11 protein-coding genes are annotated in these 14,148 nt (G+C 55.9%); 7 read left to right on the plus strand and 4 right to left on the minus strand.

Annotation, left to right across the window (positions count from 1 at the left end):
* Positions 1–4 precede the first annotated feature (4 nt).
* A complete protein-coding gene (locus tag P8935_RS02430; RefSeq protein ID WP_348263420.1) occupies positions 5–1,567 on the minus strand; it encodes a hypothetical protein in 1,563 nt (520 codons plus the stop codon).
* A 544-nt stretch (positions 1,568–2,111) separates the two neighbouring features.
* On the opposite strand from P8935_RS02430, the gene P8935_RS02435 reads away from it, so the two are divergent.
* From P8935_RS02435 to P8935_RS02460, 6 genes are all read left to right on the plus strand, one after another.
* A complete protein-coding gene (locus P8935_RS02435; protein ID WP_348263421.1) occupies positions 2,112–3,221 on the plus strand; it encodes a hypothetical protein in 1,110 nt (369 codons plus the stop codon).
* Between the two features lie 98 nt (positions 3,222–3,319).
* Positions 3,320–4,366 (plus strand): hypothetical protein, encoded by a 1,047-nt coding sequence (locus P8935_RS02440; RefSeq protein ID WP_348263422.1) that lies wholly within the window; start codon positions 3,320–3,322, stop codon positions 4,364–4,366.
* Positions 4,366–5,994 (plus strand): hypothetical protein, encoded by a 1,629-nt coding sequence (locus P8935_RS02445; RefSeq protein WP_348263423.1) that lies wholly within the window; start codon positions 4,366–4,368, stop codon positions 5,992–5,994. Before P8935_RS02440 ends, P8935_RS02445 begins: the two co-directional genes overlap by 1 nt.
* Before the next feature lie 20 nt (positions 5,995–6,014).
* Positions 6,015–6,701: a hypothetical protein gene (locus tag P8935_RS02450; RefSeq protein ID WP_348263424.1), complete on the plus strand. Its 687-nt coding sequence runs from the start codon at positions 6,015–6,017 to the stop codon at positions 6,699–6,701.
* Positions 6,702–6,758: 57 nt separating this feature from the next.
* The gene (locus P8935_RS02455; protein ID WP_348263425.1) at positions 6,759–7,505 is read left to right on the plus strand and encodes a hypothetical protein; all 747 of its coding nucleotides are present in this window, start codon (positions 6,759–6,761) and stop codon (positions 7,503–7,505) included.
* A gap of 147 nt (positions 7,506–7,652) precedes the next feature.
* On the plus strand, positions 7,653–9,290 hold the full coding sequence (locus P8935_RS02460) for an OmpA family protein (RefSeq protein ID WP_348263426.1): 1,638 nt from the start codon (positions 7,653–7,655) through the stop codon (positions 9,288–9,290).
* 174 nt (positions 9,291–9,464) lie between these two features.
* Here P8935_RS02460 and P8935_RS02465 read toward each other — a convergent pair whose 3' ends face one another.
* The 3 genes from P8935_RS02465 to P8935_RS02475 all read right to left on the minus strand — a co-directional run bounded on the left by P8935_RS02465 (position 9,465) and on the right by P8935_RS02475 (position 13,220).
* On the minus strand, positions 9,465–10,148 hold the full coding sequence (locus tag P8935_RS02465) for a hypothetical protein (protein ID WP_348263427.1): 684 nt from the start codon (positions 10,146–10,148) through the stop codon (positions 9,465–9,467).
* A 319-nt stretch (positions 10,149–10,467) separates the two neighbouring features.
* Positions 10,468–10,800 carry a hypothetical protein gene (locus P8935_RS02470; RefSeq protein WP_348263428.1) on the minus strand — a complete coding sequence of 111 codons (333 nt, stop codon included), beginning with the start codon at positions 10,798–10,800 and terminating at the stop codon, positions 10,468–10,470.
* A 212-nt stretch (positions 10,801–11,012) separates the two neighbouring features.
* Entirely contained in the window at positions 11,013–13,220 is a 2,208-nt protein-coding gene (locus P8935_RS02475) for a hypothetical protein (protein ID WP_348263429.1), read from the minus strand.
* Between the two features lie 410 nt (positions 13,221–13,630).
* Between P8935_RS02475 and P8935_RS02480 the strand changes: the two genes are divergently transcribed.
* Entirely contained in the window at positions 13,631–13,912 is a 282-nt protein-coding gene (locus tag P8935_RS02480) for a hypothetical protein (RefSeq protein WP_348263430.1), read from the plus strand.
* The last annotated feature ends 236 nt before the right edge of the window (positions 13,913–14,148 follow it).

Consider the following 14,148-nt stretch of genomic DNA (forward strand, 5'->3'; position numbering starts at 1 on the left):
TTGCTCAGTTGCCGCACGTCTCTGTCCCGCATTGCTGCATGTTCTGCATACACTGCGCTTGCGGCAGCCCAGTATATGGGTCTGTACAACGCGGTCCCTTGGCCCAGATCTTCAGTCCGTAGGACGACCCCGTCACATTGCTGTAGGTCCAGTAAACGAAAGGCGGCGCGATGGGAATGAAGCCCGAACACGAGGTATCCGTTCCGTCCACGCGCACAGCGTTACGCTGGACCTTGGTCCAGTCCGGCGTCATCGGTTCCATGTTCGCCTCTGAAAATCCAAAGCTCTCCTTGTAGGTCACGACGCCTGGGCAGCTGGGCGGGGTTCCAATCGAAGTCATCTGCACTGAATCGAAGGTCCAGCCCGAAGCGAGTTGCGGCGTATAGAAGTCAGTACCGGGAGAAAACTTCTTGCTGGCCGAACGCAAAATGTAAACCGAATATCCCGCCATCGAATTCGGTGCATTCGATCCCGGTATGACCGGCGATTGAAAATCCAGATTTGGTTGACCAAAGTTTTCAGACCAACCGGAATGCGTGACCCAATTCTGCGGAATCGAATTCAGCTGCACCGCCGGATTGGACCGCGCGGCCACAAAGTCGAAGCCCGTCATCTTGATTTGTCCTGCACCCGCAGGTGCAACAATCAGCGTGACATTCTGCTGGTCCTGCTCGCCGCTCGTTTTGGGATCAACGCGGGCATCGATCTCCGTGTCGCTCCAGAATTGAGGCTGCAGATTGACCTGTTGCGCGTTGAACTTCCCGACAAGGTAAATCTGGCCAGGCTGTTTCCCGAACATACATCCCCGGATCACGTAGGAATCGTATTCAAGTTCAGGAGTGAAGACTGCATTCTTCGTCTGCTTGTTTACATCGAAGATTGTTGGAGTCTGGCAAACATAGGGAATCGTCGTGATGGGCGCGGGCACCCCCAGCTTCGATTTCGGTGCTGTTGCGATTGTCGATGTTGACGCAACCCCCAAGCCGACGGGACTTCCGCCGCGGGACCCGGAAGCGCTCATCAATGTGCTGGGCGAAGATCCCGGCTGCGCCGGAAGCAGCATCGGCCCCGCGGCTGGGACGGTGGAAATCGACGCGGCCCCTGTAGCAGGAGCGACAACTGGCGAAAGCAATGCCGTCTGCGCGCCCGAAGGTGACTGAATCCCCTGCCGGGCTGCAATCATTTGCGCACCATTCAGCGATCCGGTTTGCGAACTGGGCTGCGCTGTCGGCAATGGGGTGGCAGCATGCAACTTCAGCTCTGCGATCGCCAGTTTCTGCTGCTGCAGTCTCTTGAACTTCTCCGGATCGATCGCCTCGATCCCGCGCATCTTGGCATGAATAACAGGGCCCGCCTTGATCTCTGCTTTGGCAGCCGCATCCCTGTCATACTTCGTCATTTCCTCACTGGTCATCTCGTGCAGCTTGGCATTTGCCGGAAGACCCGTCTTCCACGAAACGTTTTTCCCTTCCTTTTCCTCTGGACTGCTCTGCGACGTGCAGATTTCCAAAGTGGTTATTGCCATAACGCAAAGGATTAGGCCGTCAACGATTGTCCGCCTGGTCATTCGCTTTTCCTCCGTTGAACCCAGACTTTGCCCAGGTGCTATGGGAATAGCCCGGAATCGCCGAATGGTCAAAGGAACCGCGCATGATTCGTTGCTGACCTGCTAAGTCATTGTTCAGGCGAAATCTTAGAGGCACAGCTTACGCATCTCGCCCACGCACAATTTGGTACGACCGAAGAGTCTTCTCATGATCTTCCGTCAGCAGATCGTCGTCCTTGGGTTCCGGTTCGACATAAGAAATGCCCGATCCGTATATATAGATCGATATATGTGGTGTGCAGGACCCCCATCCACTCGAAGCTAAACCATCCGCACCTTCACTCCGACGAGTGATGTGGTAAGACTCCATCGTCACTCAACCATCGGTTCGGAAAATTCCCGGGACGACCAAAATCCTTCAGCAACGCACTTCGCCGATGAGTCAGTCAACGAGCCAAAATCCCTGTTACCAGGAATTTAGTAAGTCAGCTTCGTTTCATTTGCAGTTCCTTTGACCTCACAGGGTGATCGGCCTAAACATTGGCGGCATCCGAGGTCACTGCTCATGCGACTCACTTTGATTGCGTCGATCTCAGCCGGGATTCTGATTGGCACGAACGCCGGCGCACAGATTTCGCCCTCCCCCACCCAGGCCCGTGCCCTCACGGCTCCAGGTCAGCAACGGCCCCAGCAGCCGCCCGCACATCAACAGCCGATTTCTCCAATTGATCGCAGTCCCCAGCCCACCCAAATCATGAACCTTCCGGGTACGCTGATGGGCTACGTCTACTGGGACACTTCGTCAATTCAATACGACCTGAATGCTCCCTGCACAGGCTTTTCGGTAACCATCAGCCAGGGACAGCCACCGTCTGGATCCAACCTTTCCTTTGAACAGTTCACAGTGCTGGGGACCTACAACAACAACTTCTCCAGCATCGGCACGATCGGGAAGTATGCAGTCTGCCAATACGCCGTCGATCATCTGCCCGAAGGTAAGGATCTGCAGGTTCACGTCATGGCATCGTCCAAAAACTTCAAGACAGTTGTCTTTCCCTCGACTCCGCCCACTGCGAATGAACCCAATCGGCCTATACAGATCATCAACGGAAAGTGCAATAACCTGCCGCCTGCTGTGCCCACTTTAGCCACGCTCGGCAGCAACTGGTGGACCTGTGGCGACTACGCCTACAACGTCAACTTTGTTATGCAACCCCCGCAGAATATTCCTGGAATCACTAGCGGCACCGGTACAACGCTAACCATCGTTCAGTCGCAAACGCTTCTGCCCCGCACTTCTTCCGGTGACGGCATGCTGAATCCTGGTACCGCCCAGTCGCCGCAGCCCGGGTCATTCGGAGCGGCAGGTCCCGTGCCCACGCAGGCTCAGCAGGCAATGCCCTCCGTCAACTGGGGCGATCGAAATAACCAAACCGTGCTCGGCAATCGCGATGTGATCCAGATGCTCAACAGCGGACTGCCCGAGTCGGTGATCGTCACCAGGATCCGATCCGCAAAAGGAAGCTTCGACCTCTCTGCTGAAGGCTGCAACGCGCTTCAGCAAGCCAACGTCAGCATGAAAATCTTGAACGCGATGGGCGACGGCAGCGTCACCCCATGCCCGGGATTCTCACCCGTGGGCGCGCCGCAGAAGGCGCTCAGCCCGCAGAACTGAAATAAGGCCAACTAGAGCCGACACAAATCGCCTTGCCAGTTACACGGGGGCCAGGATGCCTTGGAAAACCACGTACCGCAATTAAGAGAGCAGCAGATATGACTAGAAAACGTAAGATTCGTCCGATCGCAACCGGCGCGTACCTTGTGCTGATGGCTGCTTCAATCGCGGGCCAAAACAGCACGAAGCCGCTCACCAACAACGATGTGCTCGCGATGGTGAACAAGAAGATGCCAGAGTCGGTGATCGTATCGGCCATCAAAACCACTCCCGGCGCATACGACACGTCTACCAACGAACTCATCCGACTTAACTCCGCCGGCGTCACCGAACTCGAGTTGAACGCGATGATCGGTGTCGCACACAAGGCAAGCAGCGCCGATGCCGTCCCCGCTGCCAGCAACATTGCTGCCGATCCCGACACAACGCCGAGGTCGCGTATGCCCCGCGTACAGCTCATGCAAGGCAGTACATCGCAGGATCTCAAGCTCGAGAAAACCCAATTAGCGCAAACCAAGAACAAGCCTTCATCGATGAAAAATCTTGCGTCCGATTCCGTTGTGACGCAGGCCATGCAGGCGGGCATCAGCACTGCCAGTTGGGATGCCGCTACGCACATGAACTCCGTGATCGGCGGATCGACTGTGCAAGAGGCCGGCAGCATCGTCTCCGGAATGCTGGCACATCGCCCCCCCACGGTCACTTATGTATGGGGAGTGCCGGGTCCGGCTTCGAGCAACGTCGTGCACACACTGGCCCCGGCGTTCAGCGTTGATTATTCGCGGGCCGCCGGGGTGAATCCGGACGATTTTGAACCGGCAGTCGTAAAGCTCACACCTGCACAAAATACCTGCCGCATTGTAGGTGCCACGCAGGGAAAGGCCGATGCAGGCGCGAGCCCCGCAGCCGACTGGCAGGTCTACTCGCATTATCTCGAAGAACCGGTCACGGTGAAGCCTCAGAAGCTGGGCCCCGGCAAATACAAAATCAATACTCCCGAATTGGCTCCTGGCGAGTACGGACTGGTTCTGCGGCCTATCTCGAAGACCAAGAAGTTCTCCGGAGGAGATGTCGCAAGAGCGCAGGGCGACGGACTGATGTTCGATGCAATCTGGACCTTCCAGATTTCAGACGAGGCGCAATAATGGCGAACGACTCCCAAAAATCAAAGACACATAGTGCCGGAACATGGTGGCCGCGCACATCTGGGATCCTGATCCTGCTTCTCGCCGGATGCCGGCACGAAAGTGCACCCACTACCGCACAGACGACCTCGCAATCTGGCGGAAATATCACCCAGGCTTCACCATCCCACCAGACGCCCATGGCGTCGCATGGTTCCGGATACGCACACGTGACGTATCGCTCCAACGTCCGCATCATGGAAGCCGAAGAAGGCAAGAAGACGCTCATTGGTGTCAGCACCAACGGAGCGAGTCTGCTGTTCGATTCTTCCAGCGCCACCGCACACTCCTTGCATGCTGGCGATGTCTTGCTCATCAAGGGACTGATGGCGCGAACTGTACTCGGCGCCGAGTCCACTCCAGACGGAATAGTAGTTCTCACACAGCACGCGCTTATCACTGATGTCATTCAGGATGGAGAAATAAAGATTCAGGCGCCGGTCCGCTTCGGAGCCGTTCGCGCGGCCAACGAACAGGACGTTCCTCCTCTTCCAACGTGGCTCAATCTCTTCGCCACCCCCGCGTACGCGCAAAGCCCCACGGGCGAGATGGCAAAGAGCGCCGAAGCGAAGGGCTCAATGGACGCCTACGGAAACATGATCAAAGGAATGTTCAGTTCCGTGGTCAGTGGTTGGGACACCACCTTTCAGGCGACGCCCGCCGAAGGCCAGACCAATCTCAACATCACCCTCAAGCGTAATGTCGGTGGATTCGCCGCACTGATCACTGGACAAGGGAGCATCTCGAACTTTCAGTTCGATTCCATGATCAACATCAAGCAGAGCGTGCTCCAGAACATGGACACCAGTTTCAACAATCTCAATGGGCAAATGAATTTCCAGTGGCAGGTCGCCAAAGATGATGGCGGCGTGATGGCCGAGGAAAGCAGGATCAAACTTCCCGGTGCCATCGAGGTTCCCCTTTCAGAATTTCTCGATGGCTTGCCCATGTATCTCGAGGTAAGCGGTGCAATCCTCATTCACCCTGCAATTACCGGCGGCAAGGAAATTACAAAAGGCCAGTTCCAGATACGCTACGACGGCAACCAGCACTTCCAGGTAAAGTCGGGAAACGTCAACACCGATGGCAGTCTCTCAGGAGATATCCAGCTAGGTGACCATCAAGATATTTCCCCAACCGCCCCGCTTGGCATGGTCGTCGCGTTCGCCGCTCCGCGCGTGGAACTAACCTTGGGTCTCAACAAGATCTATGACGAAAGCGAAATTAAAAAAGCGGCGGACATCGTCGACAAGATTGCGGACACAGTGGCCAAGCACCTGTTGAATGCACAGCAATATGCCAACTACCAGCAGAACGGACTGCATCTTGGCGACACGTTCAAGAACGCTCTCTCCACCGATGGCGCTGCATTTTTTCAGATGATCGGCACATCGGCTTCGAGTTACTCGGGCATGTCGTCCATCAGCCCCTGTGCTCGCTACGACCTCAATCTTGTTGCACAAGTTGGCGCATCCGCAGAGGTATGGGGCAAAACTTACGCCAGCACTAACAAAGAAATCTTTCGCAAAGGCATGACCCGGGTCGATCCGCCCGGCATGAGGCTTTGCGAAAACATCGGCAAAAGCTGATCTGAAAAGGAGCAATCGACATGGCATTTTGTGGAAACTGCGGTGCGTCACTGTCACAGGGAACCGGCTTCTGTGGCGTATGTGGAGCCAACTTAACTTCGCCGGCCCAACCCACCATCGCCGCAGCCCCAGCGCCTCCGTCGATGAATACTGTCAACGCGGGATGGACCTCGGTTGCTGCCGCACAGCCAGCCACGGCGGCCTCATCAGCTCCCTCGTGGACGCCGGTTTCTAATCAACAAAATGCTGCGCCGCAAACACCGCCCGCATCGTCGTGGAGCGCGCCTGCCGCTGCCGGTGCACCCGCGCAAGGTTGGAATGCGGCACCACCTGCGGCAGCGGCTGTCTCCGGTACCGCGCTCACGCCGAACATCGCCGGTGCATTGGCGTATTCACTGGGCATCATCACCGGAATTTTGTTCCTTGTGCTGGAGCCGTATCGCCGCGATCGCTTCGTACGCTTCCACGCCATGCAGTCGATCCTCTACTTTGTTGCCGCGGTAGCCTTCAACATCGTGTGGAGCATCATGGTCGGATTCCTGATTAGCATTAGCGGCTGGATCGCAGTCGTATCGATTCCCATTCGCTTGCTGATCTCGCTGGCTCTCTTCGGACTTTGGCTGTTCCTCATGTTTCAGGCCTATAGCCAGCGCGAGTTTCGTATCCCGATCCTTGGCGCGATAGCAGCGAAGCAGGCGGGCTCATAAACGATGACATCCGAAACCAATTTCAAGTTTTCCCTAACGCAAAGAGGGAGGCAGATCGTGAAACTTCGAAATCAAGCTCTGTGTAAAGGGTCGCCACTTTTCGTTTTGTCCCTTGCGATAGTCTGCGTAGCGGGATGCAAAACTCATTCCGCTGCAAAGGTGGAGGCAGCCAAGACTGAATCAACTGTCAAGTCGGCCCCGGTTGGTGGCACCTACTGCCTCCAGACCTATGCCCAGGGAACTCCGCCGACCAAGACTGTGCACTTCTCCTACAAAGAGAGTGAGAGCGACGGCACGTTGAAGGACTATGAGGGAGATCTTGTCGGCGACAATCTCGATTCGACCGTGCACGAAAAACGGCCAGCGAATGACACTGATCGAGAAATGGCGAGCGATAAGCGCTTCCCCGGACCGCCCATCGTCGACGGCTTTGTTGACACCAACCGTTCACTCCACTCCACGCGTAGCGACATCTCCGGCTGGTCGATGGGATCAAGTGGACAAGTGCAGGCGTTTACTCCGTGGGGTCTCTTTATCGCCAAGCCAGTCGTGACCCAGGTCGGCACTGAAAACGTGGCGGGATCCGAAGCGCTCAAGTATTCAGTCGACAGTTCCCAGCAGAGCCAACTCGAGAAGATGCCGTTGACTTTCGCTGGTGGATTGAAGGACTACACCATCAAAGGCACCGCATGGGTTGATCCCAAGCAGCAATGCATTCTTCAGTACGACATCAATTATGAAGAGGTTGCAAAAGACGGGACAGTCAAGAAGACCCATTATGAAGGCAGCACAGCGAGGCAATGAGGCTGAACGATTGGATTGAGAATTTGCAACTCAGTAGAGTGCAATCGCGACGGAAAGGCCGTCATCCCTCGCATTAAGAAGGCGGCCTCGTGGGAAGTGCAGTGAAACCACAAGTACACGTCATGACTTAGCAGGAGATGAGAGATCATGAGGTATTGCACCAAATGTGGAAACCAGCTTGAAGCTAACCTCAAGTTTTGCACTCAATGCGGCGCGCCAGCGCAGGCGCAACCGGAAACGCCGCAACTCGGAGACACTCAGCAACCAGCGTCCAATCCCGCCCCTCAAGCCCAGCCGGTCCCCACTCCGCCACCAGCACCCGCTGCTGGGTGGCAAGCCCTGCCAGTCTCACCGATGCAGCCACAGCCTCCTGCCAAGAAAAGCAGTTGGATTCCAGCCGTTCTCATCGCCCTTTCCGTGCTTGCATTCATCGCAGTTCTTGGCATCGGCGGATTGGTTTATGCCGGGTACAAGGTCAAGCAGAAAGCTACCGCAATGATTCACAAGGCAGAGAAGGACTCGTCCCCGCTCGGCCGCCTCGCTACTGATCTGAAAAGCGCTGACGCGAAGCCGCGGGAGGCGCCGGACACGAATTCCCCGGATGCCTCCGCAGTGCTCGGCGATCTTGCCAAAATGCTCGGCGCGGCCACTCCCGAGATGACGCCGGGCGATGGAGATCCCGTTCCCAGCGTGTCCGAGCGCGATCCGGTCGAGCCCTGCCCCGCAGCATCTTTACCTCCGGAAAGCAGTGCGCGCATCCCACTGCAGGAAGGCACCGTAATCACGACTGCCTGGGGCGTCAAATACCAGGACGTAGAGAGCCGTATTTCCGTCATGACCCCGACACCTGTCGCTATCGCGACGTCGCACACCACCAGCTCTTATAAAGACGACAATGGACGTGAACAAACCCCGTCCGCCCACAATTCCACTGTCTGCAATGTAGACATCGCATCTGCGGGCACCTATGTGACGGTGGTAGGCACCCACATACCCGGCCTCATCCACGGTGTTACGCGTCTCAGAATGTCGGACAAGTCATTCAGCGAGGTCAAAGCCTCGGGCAAAACCAACTTTGAGTATCTTGATTTCATGCAGGCTGGCAATGCTGTGAAGCCGGTCCATGATGCCGGCCCTCTTGCTCGCGTCGAACCCCAGGATGTGCCATACCCGATGATCCTGAATGACGAGCGCACCACACTCCCATCGATTCATCTCGCCGGCATCTTCGAATCCAAACCTCCAGATCCAAGATCCAAAAAATGGCGTCCCAACCACGCCGCAGTCGACCTCTACGTTCTCGATGATGCAGCGGATCCCCTCGTCTTGCTCTGGAAGGAAAAAGATCCCGCCTTTCACGATGGCAAGTTTCGCGTCGAAGTCGTCAAGATCGACTTCAAGACCCAGCACCCTGTCAACACTGTCGAGAAACAGCTAACTGAACAAAAGCGCGCCGTCACCTACGGCATCTACTTCGACTTCAACAAAGACACCATCAAGACAGAATCAGAGCCGGTGCTAAAGCAGATCGTCCAGGCCATGGCGGATAACCCCGCGTGGAAGCTGACCGTCGAGGGCCACACCGATAACATTGGCGGCGATTCCTACAATCTCGACCTATCTAAACGCCGGGCCGCAGCAGTGAAACAAGCGCTGGTCATGCGCTATCACATCGCCGCCGATCGTCTCTCGACCGATGGCTTCGGCGCATCCCGCCCCGTGGAAACTAACGACACGCTCGAAGGCCGCGCCCGCAATCGCCGTGTTGAACTCACTCGCGAATAATCAGAGATGCCTCTCTCTTGAACAGAAAGTTCTCCGACCTGGCGGATGACTGCATGAACGGATAATCGCGAATCCGCCCCGCGGCTACAACACGTGAACCACATGCCGTTTAGTCGCCGACCCGTAGAAGTCCGTAAAATCTGAACCAACGATCTCAAGGATGGATCAGCTTGTTCAGTTGGGCTGGTACGTGAGTTGCTCCCAGTCGTGTTGATTGTCGGGTGGCTGCGAGAGATTGCTCGGGACAACTCTGCCGCTGGCCCGATCCTTGTAGTAGTACGGCTCGTTGGCGAGTTGATATTCGTGGCCGTCGGAATCAGTGTACTTCGATTGCCCAAGAATGGCTTCTCGCGAGTAGCGATTGACGGCATTCGATCCGTCGTCAGAGCTGGCAGCTCCCGTGCCCGAAGACGAACTTGACCCCATGAGGACGAAGTCGACAGGCTGCACATCGGCTCCTGTTTTGAGGCGATAAATCTCCGCCTCCAGTTTGGCCATCTGCGCTGTGTTCCACTGCATCTGGGCTTCGCACGGCGGTGCAGAATAGTTCCAGGGATTCATCTGCTGTATCTGGACGGCACATTGGGCGTTCTGGTTCTGCAGCAGATTCCATTGCGTCTGCAGCTTGGCGAGAACCTGGCTGGAATCTGTCTGGCTGGAATTCGTCGATCTGGATTCGCCAGAACGGGCAGGGATGCTGGCCGCGGCGGCACTCGCGTCGCTACTATATGAGGAACGCGATCGGCTGCTGGAGCTGGGTGGATTGATGAAATTCTTGTAGATTCCGCCGAGCGCTATGAACACAACAAGCGCGATGATCTTGACGCGGAGAGGCAGCGCTTTGATTTTTCCCCACATAGGAGTCTCCTTTGCACGAATCCTGATGGCTTCAATTTAAGACGGCCGGAAAAGAAGACAAAATGACCCAGCTTGGATGAAACGGTTCCTTGGTGCACGGGGTGCAGAGACGTTCCCAGGCGTGTGCGGCGGCGGAAGTATCGCCTAAGAGGACCGGCAATGATGACAATTCTGTGAAGAATCGTACCTGAAGGAGAGGGCACTTCTTTAACATTCTTTCGTCATACCAGGCGAGTTACCCACTTCACGGAAACTACTCAAATCTTGGGCTACTTCCCAGTCACTAATGGCTTAATTCCGCGTCGCGGCGTTTGGCTGGTCAGGATTTGTCCAGTTCAAGCGGATCATATTCGATCGTCGCGCCTAGGTTGAAGCCATAGAGCTCTTCCTTCACGGTCGCCTCTACAGCCTGGAGGCTCCATGCGGGATGAGTCTCCAAGGCGTCAAAGTAGCCGCCTTCCGGCGATTTCCCTCCTGCAACAAAGATGCTTGATGGCGCACTAAACAGCGACCGAATGAGCTTTTCCCGGCTTGGATCGAGAAACTGAAAACTTCCTTTTCCATCTTTGATGTCGATGATGCAGTGTATGCCCTGCGTATCCAAAACAAACCCATTTAGGCCGGGCTTGAGTTCGTAGACTGTGACACGCATTTCTTGAACCTCGCGGATTACTGAATAAACCACATGGAAGAAATATCCAAGAGGATTCCACTTACGCCAAAACGCACAGAGTGAGCTGTGATAATCGCGGGAAATAGACTACGCGATGATCGGGAGAGGTCGCGAGCTGCTGAGGTATCCCCACCCAAGAAACGGTGAAGCTGTTTCGCAAGTACGCACCGTGGTTGCAGGCTATCCAACCGCTACTTGGTTACTGTTTCGTCCCAGTCGAAACTCAGGTTAGAGATCTGGGTATTCAGATTGTCTAACGCCTGTGACTTCTGCTGCTCCAAGTCTGCGGTGTGTTTCCGTGTTGCCTGAAGCAGGTCTTCGGTGTGGTTAAGCTCATCCACGAAACGGCGGGCTGCATCGTTGCCTTTGAGGGCAGTCAAGTTTTCGCGATCGCGTGCTTCGTCGGCGGTAGCGGTTTGCTCCTCCTTCTTTGACTGTTCAATCTGGTGCTGCAAGTCGGCCACCTTGACCTGTGCATCGATGATCGGGTTGAGCTGGGTCTTCGCTTCCGGAACACGCTTGACGAGTTCAATGAGATACGAAGAGAAGTCCTCGTTTGCATTGAGGTTGACTCTGACGATTTCAGGTCCGTGCTCGTGCACCTCCAGCTTGGCTGTGGCGTGCGCAGAAACGGGTAGACGGAAGCGATAGAGATTAGGTGCCGTCTCCGCGGGCTTTGATTCTTCATCGAGTACCCAATCGTTATTGCGGCGGGGATGCTCGAGCAATACCATGCGATCGACGTCGCCAGAGTTGTTGGCTGTGTAGGTCACCGATGCAACGTCCTTGTATGTCTCGATGATGGCGCCTTTACGCATTTCAACGTGGTGCAGGTTACGCTTGCTTTCGCGAGTGGCGACCTTGATACGCATCGCCTGGTCAGCGGCGTAGGAGAGCAAGCGCTTTTCGCCGGGATGGATGGGATCGAGAAGGCCTTCGCCAGCGAATTCACCACTCTCAAAGATGGAAAAGCTTCCGGAGTCGAGAGTTAGCTTGGTTGTGTTTTCTAACCAAACGGCACGGAGTGGATGGGCTTCAGCCTCGCTCCACAAGGTAACGTGCTCTGCAGGGAATTCCTGTTGGAGAATCGCCACCATCGCGGATTCGTTCTTGAGGATGGTGACAGGCTGGGTGAGGGAATATTCAAAGAAGTCATCGAAGGCATTCGTGGAAATGTCGCCTTCCTGGAGTGCATCGGTGGCGCGGAAGACGCCGCCTGTACTTGCATTAGTAGCCATTCCCATACTGCTGCTGTGACTGATGCCGGCGCCATTGCCGAACCCGCGCCCTTCCACGGTTACCGTTTGGTTGGCAGCTTTTGCCATCGGACGTGGAGCGCTTGCTGGAGGTGGCGCAAAGAGTTTTGCAGCTACTTCAGTCCTGTCCTTCTGCTCCGACTCTGCCGCCTCGTGAGTCTGCGGAGTTGTTTGGGCTTCTGTAGCGATGGGGATTTCGGGACGTCGAGCGTAGAGCGGCTGCGAAAGCGGCTGGATGAAGCTCTGCGGCGCACCGGCGACAAGGGCAAGTTGGACGTTATCCCAATCGGCACCAACGGTATTGTCGACGACAGCCCAGCCTTGCATCGTCGCGCTGCCGCTGGCTTCACGTGGAAAAACGAGGCGGTAGGTGGCTTTCCAGACGGGAACTTCGCTAATGTAGCTGACGCGCAGTTGGCGCTCGCCGTGTCCAAGGGAGTTGAGGGTGAGGTGGCGCAGACCAGTGGAGTGAGTAGTTGAGAGTAACTCGAGATAGCGATCGAGCTGTCCCTGTAGATTTGAATCGGTCGGGCGAACACTGAGTGCCGGGGTGAGTTCGATCACGCGGACTCCGCCGGAGGTTGCAACGAGAGTCAGATAGAACTTGTCGACGGTGTTGGGACTGTCGGAACCACCGGATTTCTCGGTGCGCGATTCGATCGACATTAGCCGACCAGAGATCGTTCCGCCGGGCCCTCCGGTGACTTCGACGCGCTGGCCACGCAGGGCCTGGAAGAGCTCAGTTGAGGTAGGATCTTCTGACATTCCCAGCGAAAGCGATTTAAGCTGCTCGGCAAGCGGGGTGGTGGAGTTGTAGTTGACGCCGGCGATGTGTCCGCCGCCCTCGTCGAGCACGGTAAGCGACTGAAGGACGTCGTTCAATTGAGGTGAAGTGAAGTCGATGGCCACTCGCTGGTTGCCGTTGACGGTGCCGGCGTGTTCGAAATATCCCACTCCATTCTTGTAGAGCACCACCTTTCGGACAGGCAGATCTTTCACCACAGACTCTTGCGCCGCTCCTAACTGTAACCCCTCTGGTCCAGCCAACTTTGGCGGCGTTGAGGGAAGTTGAAGCTTCTTAGTTTGGGCCGCTAAGGCCAAGGTGCATGAAGCAAGGCAAAAGGCGATAAGGGAGAGACGCATGAATCCTCCATTCGAACAACGGTCAATTCGAAAACGTGCTGGAGCAAACAAACGGAATGCTACTCGTTTGGACCCGGGCAAAGGCGAAAAGGTCCCCATGATATGTACTTCTCCCTTTGAACGGAGAGGTGGGATTTGCTTGCAAGGAATTTGTGGGCGAGGAACGGAATTATTCAAAATGTCAGCCGAAGGATACGGGTCGAGGAGGCCGGGAACGAAGAGCTTGAGCAAATAGCCTTCTCCATGCCAGCCTGCAACTGAGGATGAAACAATCGAACACGTCTTCTGTTCGACCGTCGAGCAATCCGGACACCAGCCCGTTCCTCGGTCTCAGATTCGAGATTTGGGGCGACCGAATATGGCCCTCTTGCATAAGATTCTGAGTGGTAATGATTTGCGTTGAGGCATTCATGAACTTTGACTTAAAGGCAGCCGCGATTCTGCGAAAGCTCATCTATCCAATTCAATTCCAAGCGGACCCATTGGACGGAATAGACCGCGTCATCACTCAAGTGGTGTTTGCGGACCATACGAGGGTGCCCCGGTCGGATGTCATTGCAGCGATTGACGCTGGTCTGGCCAGCGACGCCCAGCTTTCTGGCCTCATCCCTCAGAGCCACTCGGAGGCAGTGATCCGTAGCTTTCTTTCAGCCTTGCGCATGCACCTTGAAGCCGATTCAACGAGAAGCTAGATCCGCAGCGAGTGGCCCAGAGCTCACGGACCTGAGCTAAGCATGACGCGCGGTGCAAGTTGCGGCAGCTGCAACGAGGTGCCGATCCGTGCGCTTGCCAACCCTCGGCTAATTGACCGCAGAAGCGATAGTAATCCCAAAAGGGGTCATGTCCGAGTAGCCCACGACCCACTCGGAACCCCTATGCAAGTACGAATTCATTAAGCTAATGGCCGACAACCGGTGCGCCCGTTAAG

Origin of the sequence: Telmatobacter sp. DSM 110680 (assembly GCF_039994875.1) — a bacterium.
Lineage (GTDB): Bacteria > Acidobacteriota > Terriglobia > Terriglobales > Acidobacteriaceae > Telmatobacter.